Consider the following 20,382-nt stretch of genomic DNA (forward strand, 5'->3'; position numbering starts at 1 on the left):
ACCCCACGACCGATGGAACGCCGGGGCTTGGCCGATTCTGCCCACCGACGGTGTTGCCGCGCGAGCGCGAACGCGTGCGTTGATCCGCATCCACCCCAGGCGGGCATCCGATCCGATGCTTGCCGAACTCCCGCGCCGGTGCTATCTACTGGGTAGTAACAAGGGAGGGAGTGCTCATGTCCACCGACCGTTTCTTCATGTTGTTTGCCGGTATTGTCGTCCTGATCAGCGTACTGCTCACCTGGCTGGCCAGCCCCTGGTGGCTGCTGCTCGCCGTCTTCATGGGCATCCACCTGATTCAGGCCTCGTTTACCGGCTTCTGCCCGCTGGTGATGATCCTGAAATCCATGGGGCTCAAGCCCGGCGAAATCTTCCCCTGAACCCGGCCCGCGCGGTGGGTGGCGAGGGAACCCCATCGACTGCTCGCCCCTTGTGTTCGTGAGCGTCAGACTGCATATTAGACTTCGCTAATACTTAATCAGGAGACACCATCCATGAGCATTGACCGCATTGTCCTCGCCTTTGCCGGCACCGTCGTGATCATCAGCGCCATCCTCGGGTGGGTCTTCACCCCGATGTGGCTGATCCTGACCCTGTTCGTCGGCGCGAACCTGTTGCAGTCCGCCTTCACCGGCTTCTGCCCGCTGGCCATGATCCTGAAGGCGATGGGCGTGAAGCCCGGGGAAGCCTTCAACTAATACCGAGGGGTCCCCACCCCTTCCAAGGCCCGGGCACCGCTGGTCCCGGGCCTTTTTGTTTGCGCCGCCCGCGAGTGATCAACGCCTGTCTACACTTCAGGTGATACCCACTCACGCTGAGGGTAGGCCCAATGCGATTTCGAGACCGAAAGGAAGCCGGCGAGCAACTCGCACATGCCCTGGACCGCTATCGCGGCCAACCCGGCGTTGTGTATGCCTTGCCGCGCGGCGGAGTCCCCCTGGGGATCGCCGTCGCCCGGCACCTGGGCATGCCCCTGGATCTCCTGATCCCGCGCAAGATCGGCCACCCGTTCCATCCCGAGTACGCGATCTGTGCCGTGCCCGAGCAGGGCGAACCGGTCTGCAATCCACGCGAGGCGGAACGCGTCGATCCAGGCTGGCTGGACCAGGCCGAGGCACGCGAACGCGCCGAAGCCCGGCGCAGGCGCCAACTGTACTGCACGACGCCTTCCCCGGACGTTGGCGGCAAGCTGGCGATCATTGTCGACGACGGGATCGCCACCGGACTCACCATGCGCGCCGCGATCCGCGACGCACGTCAGCGCCAGCCTCGCCATCTGGTCGTGGCGATCCCGGTGGCACCAGAGGAGACCGCGGCGCTCCTGGAAAACGAGGTCGATGAACTGGTCACCCTGGACATCCCCGAGTACTACCGCGGCTCGGTGGGGGCGTACTACGACGATTTCGAACAAGTCTCCGACGACGCGGTCATCGCGATGATGGCCTCCGTCCACCGTGCGGAAAGCCCCGATGTCTCGCGCGAATGAACAGTCCGTCGACCTGGCCCTGGACGGCCAGGTCCACCAGGGGATTCTCGGCGTGCCCGAGAGACCCATTGGGCTCGTCGTTTTCGCACACGGCAGCGGTAGCAGCCGCCTGAGCCCGCGCAATCATCAAGTGGCGCGGACACTGCAGGCCAGCCGCATCGCCACCCTGATGTTCGATCTTCTCACCGAAGAGGAAGATCGCACCTACGCCAACCGCTTCGATATCGAACTCCTCGGCCGGCGGCTGGTGCAGGCCTGCCAATGGGCGTCCGTCCAGCCTCGCCTGGCAACCCTGCCGCTCGGGCTGTTTGGCGCCAGCACCGGCGCCGCCGCAGCGTTGCAGGCCGCTGCAGCAGCTCCGGAGACCATCCGGGCCGTTGTCTCGCGCGGCGGGCGCCCGGATCTGGCGGGCGCCGCCCTGCCCCGAGTCGAGAGCCCTACCCTCCTGATCGTGGGCGGTGACGACACCATGGTGATTCAGCTGAATCGCCAGGCGCAGGCGCTTATGCACGCGCGCTGCGAGCTCCAGATCGTACCCGGCGCCAGCCACCTGTTCGAGGAACCGGGCACGCTGGAACAGGCAGCCGAACTCGCGGCCGCCTGGTTCAGCAAGTGCTTGCCTACGGCGTAATGGCGACCTTCAGCACGCCGTCGCGTTGATGCGAGAACAGTTCGTAGGCCGTCTCGATATCCGCCAGCTTGTAACGGTGCGTCACCATCGGCGTCAGGTCCACGCGCCCCGAGGCGACGACCTCCATCAACCGCCGCATGCGTTCTTTCCCGCCGGGGCACAGGGTGGTCACGATGGTGTGATCGCCCAGCCCGGCTGCAATCGCATCGAGCGGCATGGACAGCTTGCCCGAATACACCCCGAGACTGGAAAGGGTCCCGCCCGGTTTCAGGATGCGCAGACAGGCCTCGAAGGTCTGCTGCTGCCCCAGGGCCTCGATGGCCACATCGACCCCGCGCCCGCCAGTCAGCTCCATGATCGTCTCGACCGGGTCCTGCTCGCGGAAGTTGATTGCCACATCCGCGCCCAGCTTGCGGGCGGTCTCCAGGCGCTCCGGCACCCCGTCCACCACGATGATCCGGGTGGCCCCCATGAGCTTGGCACCCGCCGTGGCACAAAGGCCGATAGGGCCCTGGGCGAACACGGCCACCGTATCGCCGATGTGGATGTGCCCATGCTCGGCGCCGCCGAAACCGGTGCTCATGATGTCCGGACACATCAGTACCTGTTCGTCGCTCAGGCCGTCCGGCACCGGGGTCAGATTCGCCTGCGCATTGGGGATGCGCACGTACTCCGCCTGACAGCCATCGATCGTGTTTCCCAGCTGCCAGCCACCCATGGCCTTGCCACCACACTGGCTGGAGATGCCCTCCAGGCAGGAATGGCATTGCCCGCAGGGCGTGATCGCGCCCGCGATGACCCGCTGGCCGACCTCGTAGCCGGTCACTGCGTCCCCGAGGCGTTCGATCACCCCAACCGGTTCGTGCCCCACGATGCGGCCCGCCTCCACCGGGTATTCGCCCTTGAGGATATGCACATCGGTCCCGCAGATGGTCGTGGTCGTCACCCGCAGCAGGGCGTCCGTCGGCCCGATCTCCGGGATTGGACGCTCCTGCAACTCGATCCGCCCGGGTTCGACAAAAACCGCCGCCTTCATCGTGCTCATACCAACCTCCTTTGTATCGTTCCCGGAAAAACACTGAACCACCCGCTTTCCATGATTTCGAGCGCAGCGAGCCAATCAATCGGGCCTGGCCATCCGCTGTTCATGGATTGCTTCGCCGCTGCGCTACCCGCAAGCCCGGCTCATCCAGCGTTTTCCCCAAGGGGCGGCATGCCGTCATGCACACCCTGTTCATCAAACATAGCAGGCCAGCCACCCGATCTTCCCGCCCGGGCACCGATTGATCGCGACGCCCCGCTCGCCTCCCTTACAATGAGCCTACATCTGCTGTTCAGGATCGCCTGTGATCTCGCTCATTCCCCGCCTGTTTCAACGCGCCCCGGCCCTCGATCCCGAAAGCCGGGCCTGGATCCACGCCATCTTCGATTGGGCCGGGAACGAACCACACCTGGGATCGATGCTGCGCAAGGCCCACCTCGTTCTACCCACGGCCGAGCACTTCCCCGGGCAAGCCGACAATCGCCAGGCCATGGCTCAACTGGTGTTCGATCGCGTACTGGAACATGCCGGGCTCGCAGACAGCCCATTCCGGCTCGTGCACCCTGGAAACCTGATGGACGATCCCATCCCCTGGGATGCGATGAATACGGCCCGACCCAGCCGCAACCCGGCAGACCCCCACTCCGGGGGCGTCGGCATCCGCTACGACCCGGAGCTCGTCGCCCATTCCCAGGCGCTGATTGCCCACTTCGCGCGCGAGATCGCCTTGCGCCTGCTCGCCACGGCTGGCGAGCCCCCACCCGCCCTGGAGGGTAACGAGGCCCATATCGCGGAACTCCTCGCCACCCAGATGGGCTTCGGGGTCATGCTGGCCAATACTGCCTTCCAGGTCCGCGTGAATCAGTGCGGTGCCTGCAAGGGGCCGAGCGCCGAACGCGAAACCGCACTCTCGCGCGACGACCTTGCCTACGCCCTGGGGTTGTTCTGCCGGCGGCACGCCATCCCGCCGTCCCGAGCGAGGGCTCACCTGAACACCCCGTTGCGCCCGGCCCTGCGCCACGCATTGCGCGATCTCGCTCGTCGCGAGCGTGAAGCCGCGAGCGGCGCCGCCTGATCGGCCCGTCCTACGGGCCCCAGCTGCACAGCCGCCAGGCGTGGCGTTATTCAATCCGTTTTATAAGACTTCTTCCGTACCTTACTGTCGAATAGTCAGATTTACCTGATCGAAAGTGGATACCACTTAGCGCGGCGTCACGGCGCGTTGAAGAGCGGTGCCCGGGCATCTAGTTATCAGAGTTGCGAAACCACAGCTTTCTGGAGGCCCATCATGACCACCCTGCGTTACTGCCTTGCTGCCCCGATCTTCCTTGCGTTTGCCGCCGCGCCGCTGCACGCCAGCGAGGGTACCTTCGACACCCCGACGCTGATCCCCGAGCTTGCGGTCAAGGCCGCAGAGGCCGCGGTCGAGGCCTGCCGCGAACGCGACACCCAGGTCACTGCAGCCGTGGTCGACCGACATGGCACCCCCCAGGCCCTGAAGCGCGACCGCTTTGCCGGCCCGCACACGGTGGATACCGCAATCCGCAAGGCCTGGACCGCCGTCAGCTTCCGCACCGACACCCTGGAGCTTCGCGAGATGACGGAACCGGGAGAGGCCGGCTATGGCATCCAGCACCTGCCGGGCGTCAGCACTCTGGGCGGCGGCAAGCAGATCACCACCGGTGGTCGGATTGTCGGCGGCATCGGCATCTCCGGCGCCCCTAGCGGACAGGTCGATGACGAATGCGCGGCAGCCGGCATCGACGCCATCACCGAAGACCTGCTCTAACCCCACCATCTGCCGGCGGGGCCTTCTCGCGCGAGCGGAGGGCCCCGTTCATCGCATGACCACGCCAGCCGTTTCAGGCGCCGAGCAAACCGCTTCGCTGAAGCCCGTCGAAGATAAACTGCATCGCGAGCGCGCTCAGCAGCACGCCCAGGATGCGCGTGAGCACATGCGCGCCGGTGACGCCCAGCCAGTGCTGCAGACGTGACGCCACCAGCAGGCACACCAGCGCAAGCACCATAACGGCCACCAACGCCCCGAGCACCACGGCCTGGGCCATCCAGTCGCCCTCGGCCCGGCTCATCATCAGGATCGCGGCCCCCATCGCGCCGGGGCCGGCCAGCAAGGGCGTGGCCAACGGAAAGATCGACAAGTCCTTGCGGGTGCGCGCCTCCTGCGTCTCGGCCGCCGTGGCCGACACCGCGCCCGAGCTGCGGGCAAACACCATGTCGATGCCAATCAACAGCAGCAGGATCCCGCCCGCGGTGTACAGCGCCGCCAGCGAGATCCCCAGCAGCGACAGCAGCGCCTCCCCAACCAGCGCGAACAGCAACAGGATGCCGCCCGCGACCGCCGCCCCGCGGATGGCCATGGCACGGCGCTGGGCTGGGTCCACGCCCCGACTGAGGACCGCGAATACCACCGCGACATCCACCGGCCCGATGGTCACGAAAAAGGTGGCCAGCGCGACGATTCCCAGTTCCAGCATGGCGGATCCCTCCTCTGGCCCATGTTCGCCAACGGCCATGACACGCCCGGAATGGGCCTGGCCATCCGGGGTTTAAGTTGCCCTTCGTGATCGACGAACCTACTTTAGCGCGTTCTGAAACGCTTATTGGGGAGCCATCGAGTCATGAAACGTCGTGTTGTCGGTCATCTGACGCTGGCCAGTCTGCTTGCATCACCCGCCCTCGCTTATGCCCAGGAGGCCGCTCAGACACTGGGCACCGTATCGGTTACGGCCACCGGATACGAGACCCTGATCGACGAGACGCCGTCCTCCGTCACCGTGATCGAGGCCAGCGAAATCCGCAACCGCGAGGCCCGCACCCTGGGCGACCTCCTGCGCGGCCAGCCGGGTGTCGCTACGGCCGTGGACGGATCGGTGGGCTCCGATCCGATCATTCGTGGCCTGAAGCGCGACCAGGTGCTGGTTCTGGTCGATGGCGTGCGCATCAATGCGATGCAGCCGCCGGCCCGCGGCTCGCTGGCTTCCTATGTCAACGTCGACCTGATCGAACGCATCGAGATCGTGCGCGGCCCGGGCTCCGTGCTCTACGGCGCCGGTGCCATGGGCGGCGTGATCAACATCATCACCCGCGGCGGCGATTTCACCGACGAACCCGAGACCCGCGGCTTCTCCCGCCTGGGCGTCACCTCGGTCGACGAAGGCATCCGCGGCGCGGTCGGCGTCACCGTCTCCAACGACCGCAACGTGCTGGACCTCTCCACCGCCTACCTGAACACCGACAACTACAAGAACGGCGACGGCGACCGTCTGCGCGACTCCGGCACCGAACAGAACGCCTACCACCTGCGCTACCGCGGCAAGCTCGCACCAGGCCACGAGGTCCAGTTCCGCGCCCAGCGCGACGAGCGCAAGGACGTCTGGTACCTCGCCTCGCGCAACTTCAACCCGATTGATCCGGACACACTCCAGGGGGAGGAGAGGCAAATGGCCCCTCCACAGGGCCTGAACACCCACTACACTCCGCGTCAGACCCGCGACCTTGTCGAATTAAGCTACGAAGGCGAGTTGAACGGTGCCTGGGAACCGCGAGTGGAGGCCTCAATTTATCGGCAGGAACTCTCCCGCGGAAACTACGACTGGAACGCGGAACTCGGCCGAGACTATCGGACCTCTGATACCGACTTCACCACCGATGGCCTGCAGGTACAGACCGAGCTGGTTCCCACCGATGACCAGATCCTCCTCGTAGGCGCCGAGGCCTGGCGCCTGCGTGCCAGCCCGGTATCGAATTTTGGTTCGGTGGACAACGATTTTCGACCGAATGAAGCCGCACCGAACCCACTGATCACCAATGGTCGGATCGAATCGGTCGGCGTTTTTGCCCAGCACGAGACCTACCTTGACTGGGCCACCGTGAACGTCGGAGCCCGCTACGACGAGGTGCGGGGAAGCGCGGACGACGCTCTGCGTGTAAGTGGCCCTCTAGACAAGACCGACCGCAACCTCAGCTGGTCGGCCGGGCTCACCTGGCACCTGGACGAGGCCTTCAACCCCTACTTCAGCCTGTCCGAGGGCTACCGCTCCGCCAGCCTGCTGGAACGCTACCTGACCTACCCCTACAGCGACGGCTTCACCTGGCAGAGCAACCCGCAGCTGGATCCGGAACGCAACCGCACCTTCGAGGTGGGCGCCCGCGGCCGGATCGGCGCGACCTCGTACACCGTCTCGGCCTACGAGAGCCGCATCCGCGACTACATCGGAGGACGGGTGGTGGAAGGTGCACCAAGGCCCACCAAGGAGACAATCAACCTCGACGAAGCTCGCATCCACGGCATCGAGGCCCTGGTGGAACACGCCTTCACCGACGCGATTACCGGCTACGCAAGCGGCACCTGGATCCGCGGCGAGAACCGCGACCGCCGCTTTAACGAGCCGCTAACCCAGATGCCGCCGCCTGAAGCCAGTGTTGGGCTCAACCATTCGGTGGCCCAAGGCTTGCAGTGGGATGCCCGCATCCGGGCCGTGGCGAGCCAGAGCCGGACGGCCGACACCTTCACGGAGAACAGCGAACGCAACACCTCCGGTTTCGCCACCGCCGACCTCGCGGTCGGCTACCGCTTCGGGCCCAGCGCCGGCTTTCGTTCCAACGAGATCACCTTTAGCGTGACCAACATCGCCAACAAGACCTACCGCGAGCACGTCAACGAGATGACCGAGGCACGCCTGGACCCGGCCAATGGCGTACAGGACATCTGGGCCCCCGGCCGCAGCTACGGGCTCACCTGGAACGCCGAGTTCTAGACCGGCCGCCGCCTTCGCCCCCAAGACAAGACAAGGACAACACCATGCGTTTACGCGTAATCGATTTCGGCCAGCAGCCCGCCGTGCGGTCCCAGGCGGTCTACCACGGCATCGCCGAAGCCATGGGCAAGGACGACGATCCGGTGCTCACCCTGGTCAACCCCGACGACCCGTATGTCTGCGTCGGGTTGCATCAGGAGATCGCCCTGGAGGCCGACGAAGACTTCTGCAAGGAACAGAACCTGCCGATCATCCGCCGCCACGTCGGTGGCGGTGCGGTGTATCTGGACCACAACCAGATGTTCTTCCACTTCATCTATCCGTCGTCCAAGGCCCCGCGGATCGTCTCCGACATCTACAAGAAGTTCATCGACCCGGTGATCAACACCTACCAGGACCTGGGCGTGAACGCGACCTTCCGCCCGGTGAACGACATCCACGTGGACGGACGCAAGATCGGTGGCACGGGTGCCGCCAGCATTGGCAACGCCACCGTGATGGTCGGCAGCTTCATGTTCGACTTCGACACCGCGACCATGGCGCGTTGCCTCAAGGTCCCTTCGGAGAAGTTCCGCGACAAGCTGCGCGCCGGCATGGAGGACTACATCACCACGTTGTCACGCGAACTCGGCGAGATGCCTGCCCGCGAGACCGTGCGCGATGCCTTCCTGAAACGCGTGGCCAGCGACCTCGCCATCGAGGTCGCGATGAGCGAACCCACCGCCGAGGAAACCGCCGCCATCGAGGAACAGATGGCCGAGCTGACCGACCCCGAATGGACCTACCGAAAGGGCCGCAAATTCGTCGAGATGGGCGTCAAGATCGCCGCCGGAACCCACCTGACCGAAGGTGCCCACAAGGCCCCCGGCGGGCTGATCCGGGCCCAGCTGATGGAGAAGGACGACCACATCGCCGATCTCCTGCTGTCCGGCGATTTCACGGTCTTCCCGGAAGACGGCATGGATCGCATCGCCGACGCCCTGCACGGCCAGCCACTGGAAGAAGAAGCCCTGCGCACTGCTGCGACCACCTGCATGCAGGAGATCGGCCTGGACGCCCCGGGCATCGAAGCCAGCGACATCGCGACGGCGATCCTCGCCTGCGTCCACCGCGAGCCTCATTGAGCGGTCACGCGCAAGGCTTCGCATCCAAACAGAAACGGCCGGACCACCCTCTTGGTGGTCCGGCCGTTTTGACGTTATTGCAGCTTTCTGCGTACGACGACCCTCAGGCCGAATCCAGGCACTCCGCACGACTGGGCGCGGTGTTGAGCCGGTCGCGATCACTTGTGTACGGCTCCGTTCGGGAGGCGGCACGATCCGCAGTCTTCAGGATCTCCGCGGCCCATTCAGGAAGCTCCGGCGAGAGCCGATAATAGATCCAGTTGCTCTCGCGCCGGGTACGCACCACCTGATAATGGCGCAGAGCGGCCAGGTGACGCGATACCTTCGGCTGGGACATCTCCAGAGCGTGGGTCAGCTCGCAGACACACAGCTCCCCTTCCGCCTGCATCAGCAAGAGCGAGCGAAGCCGTGTCTCGTCGGCCAGCAAGTTGAACAGGTCCGTAGGGGTAAGCGACATACCGTATCCAGCAAAAATCCTTGGACGAACTATATCCCGACAGCTCAAGTGGAACAACGAATAGGCGTCCCCACGATTCCGCCCCAGTCCAGGACGAGCAAGCCGGTTGCGGCATTTCGAACATCCGGCCGCATCTCCCTGGAAGATGTCCGACGTTTTCGCTCGTTACGTCTTCGATTCGTGTATGATGCGGGGTTGGCAGTTGCCATCCGATTTTCGCCGGGCCTTCGTTTCCGGCCTGTGTGAGTACCCTCAATGTCTGATTCCCCCTCCTTCTCCCAGCTCGGGCTTTCCGAGTCGCTGGTTCATGCCCTGTCGAACATGGGCTTCACGACCCCGACCCCGGTCCAGGCCGCCTGCATCCCCGCGCTGCTGGAAGGCCGCGATGTTCTGGGCGAGGCCCAGACCGGCACCGGCAAGACCGGCGCCTTCGGCCTGCCGCTGATTGACCTGATGGACGCCGGCAAGCGTGTGCCCCAGGCACTGGTGCTGGCCCCGACGCGCGAGTTGGCCAACCAGGTCGCCGGCGCCCTGACTGAATTCGCCCGCGAGTTCTCTGGCATCGATGTGCTGCCCGTCTACGGCGGCCAGCCGATGGGCGAACAGCTGCGCGCCCTGCGCAAGGGCCCGCAGATCGTGGTCGGTACGCCCGGCCGCGTGGTCGACCACATCAAGCGCGGCACCCTGAACCTGGACGCCCTGCGCGTCGTGGTGCTGGACGAAGCCGACGAAATGCTGCGCATGGGCTTTGTCGAAGAGATCGAGTGGATCCTGGAACAGACCCCGGAAGCGCGTCAGACCACCCTGTTCTCCGCCACCATGCCGGCCCCCATCCGCCGTATCGCGCACCGCCACATGCGCGAGCCGGAAGAGATCAAGATCGGTGCTGGCAACGAGGCAGGCACCGATATCGATCAGAGCTATTGCCTGGTCGATGCCCGCCACAAGGTAGAGGCCCTGACCCGCCTGATGGAGACCGAGGAAGACCTGGACGGCGCGGTCGTCTTTGCCCGCACCAAGGCCTCTACGGTCGAGATCGCCGATTCACTCGGCCAGGCCGGCATCGCCGCGTCCGCGCTGAACGGCGACATGGAACAAGGCGAGCGCGAGCGTGTGGTCAGTGACCTGCGCGACGGCCGCCTGGATGTCATCGTCGCCACCGACGTCGCCGCCCGCGGCATCGATGTGCCGCGCATCAGCCACGTCTTCAACTTCGACGCCCCCGGCGATGCCGAGGTCTACGTCCACCGCATCGGCCGTACCGGTCGCGCCGGCCGCAAGGGCCGCGCCATCCTGTTCCTGGAGCCGCGCAAGCGCCGCATGTTGAAGGACATCGAACGCCTCACCGGCAAGCCGGTGCGCGAACAGCCGGTGCCCGACCGCCAGGCCGTACAGGCCCGCCGCGAGACGCGCTTCGCTGAGCGCGTTCAGGCCCTCCTGGGCAGCGAGCAGAACTCCGGACACGAAGCCTTGGTCGATCGCCTGCTGACCGACAGTGGCGTATCCGAGCGCGAACTCGCCACCGCCCTGGTCGCACTGGCCACCGCCGGCAGCCCGCTGGATGCCAACGCCACGAAGGGCGCCGATCCGCTGCTGGCGGCCGCCCGTGCCCCCTATTCCGAGCGCGGCGACAACCGCCGGGACAGCAAGCCCCGGGGCGAGCGTCCGTCGCGCGGCAAGGATCGCGAACCGGAAGCCGACATGGTGCGCTACTACATGCCGGTCGGCCGCAACAACGGCGTGGCGCCGGGTGCCATCGTTGGCGCGCTGGCCAACGAGGGCGGCCTGAACGGCCGCGACATCGGCCGCATTGGCCTGCGTGACGACCACAGCCATGTGGACCTTCCGGCGTCGCTGGACGAAGCCGCGATTCGTCGCCTGGGCAACATCCATATTGCCAACCGCAAGCTGGAACTGACCCTTCAGGCCCCGCGCCCGGGCCAGGCCGCGAACCAGGACGACGCGCGCAAGCCTGCGCCGCGCAAGACCGCCAAGCCGCGCAGTGACAAGCCGGAAACCAGCGGCAAGTCCAAGCCGACCAGCAAGCCCACACCGGCCAAGCGCGGCCCGGCCCCGGGCAACGGCAAGCGCCCGGCCTATGCCGCCGCACCCGGCAAACGCCCCGTGCGCAAGGGTACCAGTGGGCCCAAGAACACCGGCTCGCGCGCGGACGGCACGCTGATGATCAAGCGCAAGGCCGCCAACGGCTAAGCGCGGCAACTCAAAGGCGCGTACCAGACAACGCCCGCGGCCTCCGAAAGGAGCCGCGGGCGTTTCATTTGGACGTTCAGAAATCTCCGGTGCGCCCCGCCTCGACGATGCTGTAGATCGTGTCGCGCACCTCGCGGGCCACGACCTCGAGATCCTCGGGGAGATCCGTCGCATGCAGCATCATGTCCATGTTGGTGGTGACGATCCAGCCCTGCCCCTCGTCATCCTCCACCACTGCGATACGACAGGGCAGAAAGCTCGCATAGATGATGTCGTGCTTCACCATCTGGTTGGCGATCAGGGCATCACAGAAGGCGAGAATACGCATGTAATTGCCCTCGCCGCCCATTGCCTGCACCTGATCCGACAGCGGCAAATCGGCGACCTCCTGGAAATTGCGCAGATTGGCCCGCAATTTCATCGACTCGATGGCCTCGTCGATGGTGACACCATCTTCGATCTTGAAAATCTCGGCACTCTGCCGAACCATCTGTTGCAACGTTTCAGGATCCAGCGCCTCGTCCCCCTCCGTCGATTCGGACGCGGTCAGCGGAAGCGGCAGCAGCAACAACAACACGAGCATCCAGACTTTCATCGCGCACTCCTGATTCGGGTGGACGGGAGAGCCCGCCGGCCGAAAGCCCTTGCGGCCCTCCCTAGTGCGAATCTAGATCACTTGCATGCACTTCACCGCATCTACCGCGCCTGGACGCGGGAGATTCGCCATCGCCGCACGGGCCCCGCACAGGCCCGCCCGACACGATCCACAGCAGCGCCTCAACGCCGGATCAAGCGATACAGCTGTTCGTGCTTGCCATTGGTATGGTCGGTACGGCCCACCTCGTCCGGCCAATCCCAACGATCGGCAGAAAACAGCTGACGCATCGTTGGCACTGCGCAATGGTAGGGCGGCCCGCCCTCGCGACCGGTCTGCATGAAACACGCAAACAGTTCACCGCCTTCACGCAGCCAGCCATGCAGCTTCGCCTCGCAGGCCGACCACTGCTCGGGCGGCAGGGCACAAAGAGATGTCTGCTCGTAGATGCCGTCCACTGGCCCCTCTGGTTGCCAGGCGAGCATGTCCGCCTGCACCACCTCCGCCTCCAGCCCGGCCTCCGCCAGTTCGCGGCGCAAGTGCCCTACCGGCGTTGGCGCCACATCCAGCCCGATCACACGGAAACCCCGCGAGGCCAAAGCCGGCACCTCGTGCCCAAAACCGCAACCGGGCACCACAATCCGCGAACCGGGTCCCAGCGCGGTAACCTCCAACCAACGCTCCAGCGAAGGGCTGGGCGCACCGCGATCCCAACGGGTCGAACCCGCCTGATAGCGCGCCTCCCAGTCGGTCTCGGCATCCAGAACTTCGGAATCAACTGGCGAACCTTCGGAAATTGGCATCACTCCCCTTCTCGGCACAGGATAGGAAACGGATAGACCCTACCAAACCACGAATAACTCCCGGAGACCTCGATGGACCGTACCCAACTGCCCTATCGCATCCACCGCCAGGAACTCGGCCCGATGGAGAACTTCGTCTATCTGATCGAAGATCGCGCCAGCCATCGTGGTGCGGTGGTCGATCCAGCCTGGGATCCGGAGGCGATCATCCGTCAGGCCCGCGAAAACGAAGTCGACATCTCCGACATCCTGCTGACGCACAGCCACCACGACCACATCAACGGGGTCGAGGCAATCCTTGAACAGTATCCAAATGCACGACTGCACCTGCTCAAGCCCGAGGCCGAATTCTGGGGCAAGGAACTGGAACGCCCGGAACTGCACCACGGTGGCGACGAGATGCGTCTGGGCGACACCGAGATCCGCTTCCTGCATACCCCCGGCCACACCCCCGGCTCCGCCTGCTTCCACATGCCGGCGGGCGACGACCTGATCACCGGCGACACCCTGTTCGTCTTCGGCTGCGGCCGTTGCGACCTGGCCGGCGGCGATCCGGAACAGATGTTTCACACCCTCAACGGCCTGCGCGAGGGGCTTCCGGCCCATACCTGCATCCACCCGGGCCACAACTACGCGGAAAAGGCGGAATCCACACTGGCGGAGGAGGATGCGGGCAACCCCTTCCTGCACTTTGACGACAAGGACGCCTTCGTCGATTACCGCATGCATGAACACGACCGAGTACGCAGTACGCCCTATCACCCCGTCCCGAGGGGATAAGGACGGCGGACGGGGTCAGAGAACCACAGCACACTCACCGCGATGGCTTGCTGCCTTGGGGCTCATCACGATCCGCCTTGCATCCAGTCGATGCGAGCGCAGCTGGATAGACTTCCTGGCTACGAACCAGGTGTGTGCCGCAACGTACAGACGTGGGTGACAGCGCTCCGCAACATCGTTGGTGCGTTCGCATCGCTGGGTCCAAGTGCCCGCGTGATGCACGCGACATCGACTTCCGGATTGAACGCCGGATCCATCAAGGAGCGACACCATGAAAAAACTTGCCTCACTCAAACTCGCCGCGGCCACGGTCCCCATCTTCGTCTTTGGCCTGGGCGGTGTCATGACCGGCGCGATGGCCGGCGAACACGAGAAGGACTCGAACGACCACGAGGTGATGGAAGAACGTGGCGCCGAAGGCCACGACCGCGACGCCATGGAACAACCACGTGCGGATGCCCGTGACGATGCCCCCCATATCCAGCGCATGCCGGACCAGGGGCTGCACGTCTCGGACCTGATGGACCAGAAGATCCATAGCCGTGAAAGCCAGGACGAGATCGGGGAAGTCCATGACCTGGTCGTCGATCAGGACGGCCGTATCGTCGCGGTCGTGATCGGCACGGGCAGCGGCGTTCTCGGCCTCGGCGGAAAGGACGTGGCGATCGCCTGGGACCGTATCGAGCGTACGTCCGAAGACGGAGAGGTCAAGCTTTACATCGACATGAATGAAGACACGCTGCAGGAAATACCGGAATACGAACGCGACTAACGCGTTGGTTGTCCTCGCCCCGAGGGGTACCACACTCCTCGGGGCCCCCGACTCGCTACGCAGCCATTGGTTATCTCGCGCGTCCGGGTGGGGCCCTGCGCTTGCGCAAACCCAGTGCGCCACCCAAACCGCGTAGCCAGTTTCCGGCTAGCAGGGCCGCCCACCACTACGCCACCGCCCCGGACACACGCCAATCACCGAACCCTGGAGGTGAGCCCCGGCGGGCCAGGCCCCACCCATGGCTGGCGGTTCAGTGGTGTACCCGACTCACCTTCCTCTCGAACTCTACGAGCTGTCCTTCGGCCGCGGCCCGGCTCACGCCATACCGCTCCTGGATACAGCCCACCAACTCGTCGCGTTCCCCCGCCACGGTTTCCAGTTCATCGTCGGTCAGCTTGTCCCAACGCGCCTTGACCTTGCCCTTGAACTGCTTCCAGTGGTCTTTCGCGATATTCCAGTTCATCTCGCACTCCTCCGAATGGCTGGCCGGCTTGATTGCCGCCCGATCCAGAACCCTGCGGAGCCCACCCGTGCCCGTCTGTGCGGGATCGCACAAACCCGCCCTCACTTCACGCGCAGCGTCCATCACCGTTCTTGCCATCGAGGCTCCTTCCCTTCCTGAAAAGCACAACTTGGACCCACGGTTCCTGGGAATCGAGGGGTTTGTTGATTTTCGCGAACCAGGACACAGCGCGACCGGCTGTCTGTGTGCGCCAACGTACAGATACCCCATCGCTGGAAACGTAATCTGACCCCAAGTATCGACCCGGAGCCTCCCGGGCACGCCCAGAACCCACCGAGACAACCACCCCATCCCGCCCCGGATGGGGACCAATCAGGAGAAACGTAATGACCAAAAAGCTAATCGCGCTCACGCTCTGTCTGGCCGGAACACTCCCCCTCGCCGTCCAGGCCCAGCAAGCCGGATCAACGGCAAACTTCGGACCCTCCATGGGCGACCGCGAGTTCTCGCTTTCCGGAAGCGGCAGCAGTGACCGCAAGTTCGACAGCACCAACTTTGGCGTCTCGGGCGATATGGGCTGGTATCTGCGCGATCATTTGATCGTCGGGGTCCGCCAGAGCATCAACTACGCCGACATCGAGGGCGAGAACATAACCAATGACTTCTGGAATGGCGCCACGCGCGGCTACCTCAACTTCCAGACGACGGACGGCCGTCTGCGTCCCTTTGGTGGGGGCAGCCTGGGCTTCATCTACGGCGACGGCGTCAAGGACAGTGCGTTCGCCGGCCTGGAAGGCGGCCTGAAGTATTACGTCCTGGAGAACACCTACGTCCTGGGCCGCGTCGAATACCAGTGGTTCTTCAGCCGCTCCAGCGATGCAGAAGATGCCTTCCGCGATGGTGCGTTCGCCTACACCGTAGGCCTCGGCTACAACTTCTGAGCCTTCTTGCCCGGGGTAGGGGCCATTCGAAAGAACGCACGCCTGCTGCCCTGCCCCGAGGCACACCACGATCAGGGGGCAGCCGCCCCCCCGCCACCATCCAATCGGGCCGCAAAGTCGCTTCATCACTGCTCGAAGAGCAGGTTGACAGAGACTTCTGTGCGCCACCGATCAGGCCCCTTTCGTTCACTACCCAATGCACAGCGCCCTTGTCTCGGACGACATGGGGCGACACCGCGAGAACACGCAAACGCGCTTCAATCAGCGTCTCCCTGAAGATCCTTTTCAGCACCTCATATGATGTATCGAAATCATCGTTACGCCATTGATCTCTCGTATTTTCTCTTTCTCCCGTTACCTGAAATCCAACGCGCCCGGGGGCGAATGTGCGGCAACGTACAGATGCCCTCTCGGTTGCGACCGCAATCTGCCGTTTCGGATGCAAAGCGGGCCCTCCCGGTCGCGGTCGCACTCCAAAGTGCTCTGCGCCATGCCAACGCGGCGGGTAACGTTTCAGGAGGCAGGTAATGATGAAAAAGGTAGCCGCAGTCATGCTCTGCCTGGCTGGACCGTTCACCCTTTCCGTCCAGGCTCAACAAGGATCGGCCGCCAACTTTGGGCCCTCCATAGGCGACCGCGAATTCTCGCTTTCCGGAAGTGGCATCAGTGACCGGAGGTTCGACAACACCAACCTCGGCATCACGGGTGATATAGGCTGGTATCTGCGTGGTCACTTGGTCCTCGGCGTCCGCCAGAGCATCCACTACGCCGACTTCGAGGGCGACTTCCTGACCAATGACTTCTGGAGCGGAGCCACTCGAGGCTATCTCAACCTCCAAGACACAGACGGCCGGATGCGTCCCTTCGCTGGCGGGAGCCTGGGCGCAGTCTACGGCGACGGGGTCAACAACAGCGGGTTCGCCGGACTGGATGGGGGCTTGAAGTACTACCTCCTGGAGGACACCTACGCCCTCGGTCGCATTGAATACCAATGGTTCTTCAGCCGCTCGAATGACGCAGAGAATGCGCTCCTCGATAGTGACTTTTCGTACACTGTCGGACTTGGCTACAACTTCTGATTCGCGTCCGGGACCGGGGCTTTTCGGGCGCACGCTCGAATCGTGAAATCCACACCGGAACAATGCCGCGCCGGCGCCATGCCTCCGCGGGCGTCGGCGGCATGCAGGATTTCGCCCACGACCGCATTCGTGAACGCGACGGAGTGCGAAGCACGCTCTATCGCCCGATCGTGCACGGCTGGGAGAGCCAGGCAGACCAAGCCGAACGCAAAGAATACCCCGCGACGGCTTGCATCCTTCGGGACCAATCGCGATAATGCGCGCCTTCAGTCGATGCGCCCGTAGCTCAGCTGGATAGAGTACCTGGCTACGAACCAGGTGGTCGGAGGTTCGAATCCTTCCGGGCGCGCCATATTCCAGAGAAAAGGATCAGTGACTTACCGTCGCTGGTCCTTTTTTCGTTTTGGGCCAGGTCACGCCCCGTGACACTCTCGTGCCACTTCTGTGCCCCCCCGAAAATCAAACACAACATGAAGGATATTGGCTGCACTGTGGTGAAAGCGGAACGCGAAACACGCCAGGCCTTTTCGGTTGATGGAAAATACCGTCAACGGGAGGAGACCGCTCTGAGCGTTCTGGACCGCTGCATTGCACATCTCGACATGGACGCCTTTTTCGCTTCCGTGGAGTTGCTGCGCTACCCGCAACTGCGGGGCCAGCCGCTCGTGGTCGGTGGGCGCCGTATCGAAGCCCCGGTTGTGGGCGACGACGGCGGGGTTCAGTTCACCCGCCTGCGCGACTACCGCGGCCGGGGCGTGGTGACCACCGCGACCTACGAGGCGCGGGCCCTCGGCGTGCATTCCGGCATGGGATTGATGACCGCTGCCCGTCGCGCGCCGGATGCGTTCCTGCTGCCGGCCGATTTCACGGCCTACCGGCACTACTCGGGGCGATTCAAGATGGCCGTCGCGTCCCTGGCGCCGCAGATCGAGCACTGCGGGATCGACGAGATCTACATCGACCTGACGTCCTACCGCAGCGGCCCTGCGCGGATCGCCCGCCGGATCAAAGAGGCGGTGCGTGCCGCGACGGGGTTGTCCTGCTCGATCGGAATCGCTCCGAACAAGCTGCTGGCGAAGATGGCTTCGGAGTTCGACAAGCCGGATGGTCTCACGCTGGTGGGTCCGGCGGATTTGGCTAGCCGGATATGGCCGTTGAAGGCGAGCAAGATCAACGGGGTCGGGCCGAAGTCCTCAGAGCGCCTGGCGCGTCTGGGCATTCACACCATCGGCGATCTCGCCCGAGCAGAGCTCGGGTCTCTGCAAGAACACTTCGGGTCCAACTACGCCACCTGGCTACACGCGGCCGCACGCGGGCGGGACGACCGGCCGGTGGTGACAGAGGCCGGGCGCAAGTCGGTCAGCCGGGAAACGACGTTCGAACGCGACCTGCATCCGCGTCATGACCGCGCGCAACTCACCGAAACCCTTGTGGCCCTCTGCGAACGGGTGGCCGTGGATCTCCAGGCGCTGGGCGTGCGCGGACGGACCGTGGGCATCAAACTCCGCTATGAGGACTTCCGCACGCTGACCCGCGACCACACGCTGCCCGAGCCAATCGACGAACCGGAAGGCCTGCTGGCCGCGAGCCGGGAGTGCCTGCGCCGGGCGCCTCTGGAGCGGCCACTGCGGCTGCTGGGCGTACATGTCAGCGCCCTGGTGCCGGTTGGCAAGGGCGGTGAAGATCCGGGACCCTGGGCCCAGGGCGAGTTGGCCTTCGAGGAGTGAAGCGCTTGGCGTCTGGCAAGGCGCGGACGCCGAGTCGCAAAAAGCGTTGCGCCGGGGAATGCACGCTATCGACGCGGTTCCGCGCTAGTCCTGCCCTTTACCCATACGTCGCGCAGACCCATCAATGCAGGGCGATGTCATCCGATTTCATCTCTCAAAGCGTAGGCGTAGGCGTAGGCCGTCGTGGTGAGTTTGGCGTAGCCGTGCCACATCAGTGGGTATCCGGGCGGCGTTACCTTTGTGGTGGTCAAGTGATTTCGGACACCGCGTTAGGTGGATTGGCTGCCGTTGGTTGCTCGTAGACGCTGGGAGGCAGGTAGCCCAGCGTCGAGTGGATGCGAACGGTGTTGTAGAACCGAGCGATGTAGTCCGCGACATCCCGCCGCGCCTCGCCGTGGTTCGCGTAGCGGCGCTGCCAGACGCGTTCCGTCTTGAGGCTCAGGAAGAAGCGCTCGACGACGGCATTGTCCCAGCAGTTACCCCGGCGACTCATGCTCGCCTGGATCTGGTGCCGGACCAGCAGCCGCCGCCAGGCGGCGCTGGTGTATTGGCAGCCCTGGTCGGAGTGCAGCAGCAGTCCCGGCTCCGGTTGGCGCTGCTCCAGCGCCATGCGCAGGGCCTCGCAGGTCAGGCTCGCCGGCATCTGCCGATCGAGGGCCCAACCGATGACCTTGCGCGAGTACAGGTCGAGGATGACCGCCAGGTAGCTCCAGCCGGTGGCGGTTGGGATATAGGTGATGTCGGACGCCCACGCCTGGTTCGGTCCGGCCGGGGTGAACTCGCGGTTGAGATGGTTTTCGGCGACAGGGGCCCTGTCGTCGCGTTGCGTGGTGGTCACGAAGCGTCGCCGCCAGACGGGCCGCAGGCCGCGCTCGCGCATCAGCGTCCGCACCCGGTAACGGCCCACGGCGGTGCCATCCGCCTGTAAGGCTTTTGCCAGACGCCGGCTGCCGTAGGTCCGCCCGGAAGCCGTGAACACGCGCTCGAGGTGAGCGCCAGCGGCGCAGGGCACGCTTGGACGTCCGGCCCGCGCCCGCGCCGCGTAATAGCCGGCCCGGCTCACTCCCAGCAGCCGACAAAGACGATGGACAGGGCCTTCTCCGCTCAACCGCGTGATGCAGCGATGCATCACTTCAGTTCCCGGGCGAAGAAGGCCGACGCTTTTTTTAGCAGCTCCTTGTCCTCCTTCAACCGCCGGTTCTCCTCCTCGAGCTGGCGGATCCGCTGCTGTTCCGCCGTCAGCGGCCGACCCTCGCCCGGTTGCCCCGTGCGCTCCGCCTTGAGTTGATCGACCCAGCGGCGAACGGCCGTCTCGCCTAGATCCTGATCCCGGCATACGACCGAGACCTCCAGGCCGTCATCGACCACCATCCGGGCCACGCGCTCCTTGTATTCGCTTGAAAAACTTCGGCGCTTGCGTGCCATGGTTGTTCTCCTCGTCCAGGGGATATCGTCCCACCTAACGAGGTGTCCACGGAAATTAGACCAGCTCA

The 20,382-nt window shown here is 64.7% G+C and carries 21 protein-coding genes and 1 tRNA gene; 15 read left to right on the forward strand and 7 right to left on the reverse strand.

The window, feature by feature from the left end:
* The first annotated feature begins 176 nt into the window (after nucleotides 1-176).
* The 4 genes from F622_RS0103735 (at nucleotide 177) to F622_RS0103750 (ending at nucleotide 2,117) form a co-directional block, all read left to right on the forward strand.
* Nucleotides 177-380: a DUF2892 domain-containing protein gene (locus F622_RS0103735; RefSeq protein ID WP_018169900.1), complete on the forward strand. Its 204-nt coding sequence runs from the start codon at nucleotides 177-179 to the stop codon at nucleotides 378-380.
* Nucleotides 381-494: 114 nt separating this feature from the next.
* Nucleotides 495-698 carry a DUF2892 domain-containing protein gene (locus F622_RS0103740; protein ID WP_018145532.1) on the forward strand — a complete coding sequence of 68 codons (204 nt, stop codon included), beginning with the start codon at nucleotides 495-497 and terminating at the stop codon, nucleotides 696-698.
* A 131-nt stretch (nucleotides 699-829) separates the two neighbouring features.
* The gene (locus F622_RS0103745; RefSeq protein WP_019571359.1) at nucleotides 830-1,486 is read left to right on the forward strand and encodes a phosphoribosyltransferase; all 657 of its coding nucleotides are present in this window, start codon (nucleotides 830-832) and stop codon (nucleotides 1,484-1,486) included.
* Complete coding sequence (locus tag F622_RS0103750; RefSeq protein WP_018176698.1) at nucleotides 1,470-2,117, forward strand: dienelactone hydrolase family protein; 648 nt, start codon at nucleotides 1,470-1,472, stop codon at nucleotides 2,115-2,117. The genes F622_RS0103745 and F622_RS0103750 overlap by 17 nt, the downstream gene beginning before the upstream one ends.
* Here F622_RS0103750 and F622_RS0103755 read toward each other — a convergent pair.
* Nucleotides 2,107-3,162 (reverse strand): NAD(P)-dependent alcohol dehydrogenase, encoded by a 1,056-nt coding sequence (locus F622_RS0103755; protein WP_018145529.1) that lies wholly within the window; start codon nucleotides 3,160-3,162, stop codon nucleotides 2,107-2,109. The genes F622_RS0103750 and F622_RS0103755 overlap by 11 nt on opposite strands.
* A 301-nt stretch (nucleotides 3,163-3,463) precedes the next feature.
* Here F622_RS0103755 and F622_RS0103760 point away from each other — a divergent pair, with 301 nt between their 5' ends.
* Both F622_RS0103760 and F622_RS0103765 read left to right on the forward strand, forming a co-directional pair.
* Nucleotides 3,464-4,234 carry a hypothetical protein gene (locus F622_RS0103760; RefSeq protein WP_019571360.1) on the forward strand — a complete coding sequence of 257 codons (771 nt, stop codon included), beginning with the start codon at nucleotides 3,464-3,466 and terminating at the stop codon, nucleotides 4,232-4,234.
* Between the two features lie 213 nt (nucleotides 4,235-4,447).
* A complete protein-coding gene (locus tag F622_RS0103765) occupies nucleotides 4,448-4,948 on the forward strand; it encodes a heme-binding protein (protein WP_018145527.1) in 501 nt (166 codons plus the stop codon).
* A gap of 73 nt (nucleotides 4,949-5,021) precedes the next feature.
* On the opposite strand, the gene F622_RS0103770 is transcribed toward F622_RS0103765, so the two are convergent.
* Nucleotides 5,022-5,654, reverse strand: coding sequence for a MarC family protein (locus tag F622_RS0103770; RefSeq protein ID WP_018169905.1), 633 nt, complete (start codon nucleotides 5,652-5,654; stop codon nucleotides 5,022-5,024).
* A gap of 144 nt (nucleotides 5,655-5,798) precedes the next feature.
* Here F622_RS0103770 and F622_RS0103775 point away from each other — a divergent pair, with 144 nt between their 5' ends.
* Entirely contained in the window at nucleotides 5,799-7,937 is a 2,139-nt protein-coding gene (locus F622_RS0103775) for a TonB-dependent siderophore receptor (protein ID WP_019571361.1), read from the forward strand.
* 44 nt (nucleotides 7,938-7,981) lie between these two features.
* Nucleotides 7,982-9,061: a lipoate--protein ligase gene (locus tag F622_RS0103780; protein ID WP_019571362.1), complete on the forward strand. Its 1,080-nt coding sequence runs from the start codon at nucleotides 7,982-7,984 to the stop codon at nucleotides 9,059-9,061.
* Between the two features lie 103 nt (nucleotides 9,062-9,164).
* On the opposite strand, the gene F622_RS0103785 is transcribed toward F622_RS0103780, so the two are convergent.
* The gene (locus F622_RS0103785) at nucleotides 9,165-9,518 is read right to left on the reverse strand and encodes a metalloregulator ArsR/SmtB family transcription factor (RefSeq protein WP_018169908.1); all 354 of its coding nucleotides are present in this window, start codon (nucleotides 9,516-9,518) and stop codon (nucleotides 9,165-9,167) included.
* A gap of 255 nt (nucleotides 9,519-9,773) precedes the next feature.
* Here F622_RS0103785 and F622_RS0103790 point away from each other — a divergent pair, with 255 nt between their 5' ends.
* Entirely contained in the window at nucleotides 9,774-11,729 is a 1,956-nt protein-coding gene (locus F622_RS0103790; RefSeq protein ID WP_019571363.1) for a DEAD/DEAH box helicase, read from the forward strand.
* A gap of 76 nt (nucleotides 11,730-11,805) precedes the next feature.
* On the opposite strand, the gene F622_RS0103795 is transcribed toward F622_RS0103790, so the two are convergent.
* Together F622_RS0103795 and F622_RS0103800 are read right to left on the reverse strand one after the other, a co-directional pair.
* Complete coding sequence (locus F622_RS0103795; protein ID WP_019571364.1) at nucleotides 11,806-12,324, reverse strand: DUF302 domain-containing protein; 519 nt, start codon at nucleotides 12,322-12,324, stop codon at nucleotides 11,806-11,808.
* 182 nt (nucleotides 12,325-12,506) lie between these two features.
* Nucleotides 12,507-13,127 (reverse strand): methyltransferase domain-containing protein, encoded by a 621-nt coding sequence (locus tag F622_RS0103800; RefSeq protein WP_019571365.1) that lies wholly within the window; start codon nucleotides 13,125-13,127, stop codon nucleotides 12,507-12,509.
* 72 nt (nucleotides 13,128-13,199) lie between these two features.
* Here F622_RS0103800 and F622_RS0103805 point away from each other — a divergent pair, with 72 nt between their 5' ends.
* Nucleotides 13,200-13,907, forward strand: a complete 708-nt coding sequence (locus F622_RS0103805; protein WP_018951899.1) for an MBL fold metallo-hydrolase — start codon at nucleotides 13,200-13,202, stop codon at nucleotides 13,905-13,907.
* 271 nt (nucleotides 13,908-14,178) lie between these two features.
* Entirely contained in the window at nucleotides 14,179-14,679 is a 501-nt protein-coding gene (locus F622_RS0103810; RefSeq protein WP_019571366.1) for a PRC-barrel domain-containing protein, read from the forward strand.
* A 250-nt stretch (nucleotides 14,680-14,929) separates the two neighbouring features.
* On the opposite strand, the gene F622_RS14185 is transcribed toward F622_RS0103810, so the two are convergent.
* The gene (locus tag F622_RS14185; RefSeq protein ID WP_026304820.1) at nucleotides 14,930-15,142 is read right to left on the reverse strand and encodes a CsbD family protein; all 213 of its coding nucleotides are present in this window, start codon (nucleotides 15,140-15,142) and stop codon (nucleotides 14,930-14,932) included.
* Nucleotides 15,143-15,528: 386 nt separating this feature from the next.
* On the opposite strand from F622_RS14185, the gene F622_RS0103820 reads away from it, so the two are divergent.
* The 4 genes from F622_RS0103820 (at nucleotide 15,529) to dinB (ending at nucleotide 18,889) form a co-directional block, all read left to right on the forward strand.
* Complete coding sequence (locus F622_RS0103820) at nucleotides 15,529-16,083, forward strand: outer membrane beta-barrel protein (protein WP_026331530.1); 555 nt, start codon at nucleotides 15,529-15,531, stop codon at nucleotides 16,081-16,083.
* A 527-nt stretch (nucleotides 16,084-16,610) separates the two neighbouring features.
* The gene (locus F622_RS0103825) at nucleotides 16,611-17,162 is read left to right on the forward strand and encodes a hypothetical protein (protein WP_019571369.1); all 552 of its coding nucleotides are present in this window, start codon (nucleotides 16,611-16,613) and stop codon (nucleotides 17,160-17,162) included.
* A 275-nt stretch (nucleotides 17,163-17,437) separates the two neighbouring features.
* Nucleotides 17,438-17,514 (forward strand) — tRNA-Arg (locus tag F622_RS0103835).
* Nucleotides 17,515-17,632: 118 nt separating this feature from the next.
* A complete protein-coding gene (gene dinB, locus F622_RS0103840; RefSeq protein WP_019571370.1) occupies nucleotides 17,633-18,889 on the forward strand; it encodes a DNA polymerase IV in 1,257 nt (418 codons plus the stop codon).
* A gap of 247 nt (nucleotides 18,890-19,136) precedes the next feature.
* On the opposite strand, the gene F622_RS13680 is transcribed toward dinB, so the two are convergent.
* Nucleotides 19,137-20,314 (reverse strand): IS3 family transposase gene (locus tag F622_RS13680; RefSeq protein ID WP_143592474.1). Its coding sequence is split into 2 segments (ribosomal slippage): nucleotides 19,137-20,047 and nucleotides 20,047-20,314, totalling 1,179 coding nucleotides; the frame shifts between segments, so codons are not numbered across the junction.
* Nucleotides 20,315-20,382 lie beyond the last annotated feature (68 nt).

This window comes from Thioalkalivibrio sp. ALMg3, assembly GCF_000381225.1.
Taxonomy (GTDB): domain Bacteria; phylum Pseudomonadota; class Gammaproteobacteria; order Ectothiorhodospirales; family Ectothiorhodospiraceae; genus Thioalkalivibrio; species Thioalkalivibrio versutus.

Bases quoted from the DNA above. Each gene is read 5' to 3' on its own strand.
- F622_RS0103735 (WP_018169900.1), top strand. From the start codon at position 177: ATGTCCACCGACCGTTTCTTCATGTTGTTTGCCGGTATTGTCGTCCTG.
- F622_RS0103740 (WP_018145532.1), top strand. From the start codon at position 495: ATGAGCATTGACCGCATTGTCCTCGCCTTTGCCGGCACCGTCGTGATC.
- F622_RS0103745 (WP_019571359.1), top strand. From the start codon at position 830: ATGCGATTTCGAGACCGAAAGGAAGCCGGCGAGCAACTCGCACATGCC.
- F622_RS0103750 (WP_018176698.1), top strand. From the start codon at position 1,470: ATGTCTCGCGCGAATGAACAGTCCGTCGACCTGGCCCTGGACGGCCAG.
- F622_RS0103755 (WP_018145529.1), bottom strand. From the start codon at position 3,162: ATGAGCACGATGAAGGCGGCGGTTTTTGTCGAACCCGGGCGGATCGAG.
- F622_RS0103765 (WP_018145527.1), top strand. From the start codon at position 4,448: ATGACCACCCTGCGTTACTGCCTTGCTGCCCCGATCTTCCTTGCGTTT.
- F622_RS0103770 (WP_018169905.1), bottom strand. From the start codon at position 5,654: ATGCTGGAACTGGGAATCGTCGCGCTGGCCACCTTTTTCGTGACCATC.
- F622_RS0103775 (WP_019571361.1), top strand. From the start codon at position 5,799: ATGAAACGTCGTGTTGTCGGTCATCTGACGCTGGCCAGTCTGCTTGCA.
- F622_RS0103780 (WP_019571362.1), top strand. From the start codon at position 7,982: ATGCGTTTACGCGTAATCGATTTCGGCCAGCAGCCCGCCGTGCGGTCC.
- F622_RS0103785 (WP_018169908.1), bottom strand. From the start codon at position 9,518: ATGTCGCTTACCCCTACGGACCTGTTCAACTTGCTGGCCGACGAGACA.
- F622_RS0103790 (WP_019571363.1), top strand. From the start codon at position 9,774: ATGTCTGATTCCCCCTCCTTCTCCCAGCTCGGGCTTTCCGAGTCGCTG.
- F622_RS0103795 (WP_019571364.1), bottom strand. From the start codon at position 12,324: ATGAAAGTCTGGATGCTCGTGTTGTTGTTGCTGCTGCCGCTTCCGCTG.
- F622_RS0103800 (WP_019571365.1), bottom strand. From the start codon at position 13,127: ATGCCAATTTCCGAAGGTTCGCCAGTTGATTCCGAAGTTCTGGATGCC.
- F622_RS0103805 (WP_018951899.1), top strand. From the start codon at position 13,200: ATGGACCGTACCCAACTGCCCTATCGCATCCACCGCCAGGAACTCGGC.
- F622_RS0103810 (WP_019571366.1), top strand. From the start codon at position 14,179: ATGAAAAAACTTGCCTCACTCAAACTCGCCGCGGCCACGGTCCCCATC.
- F622_RS14185 (WP_026304820.1), bottom strand. From the start codon at position 15,142: ATGAACTGGAATATCGCGAAAGACCACTGGAAGCAGTTCAAGGGCAAG.
- F622_RS0103820 (WP_026331530.1), top strand. From the start codon at position 15,529: ATGACCAAAAAGCTAATCGCGCTCACGCTCTGTCTGGCCGGAACACTC.
- F622_RS0103825 (WP_019571369.1), top strand. From the start codon at position 16,611: ATGATGAAAAAGGTAGCCGCAGTCATGCTCTGCCTGGCTGGACCGTTC.
- dinB (WP_019571370.1), top strand. From the start codon at position 17,633: ATGAAGGATATTGGCTGCACTGTGGTGAAAGCGGAACGCGAAACACGC.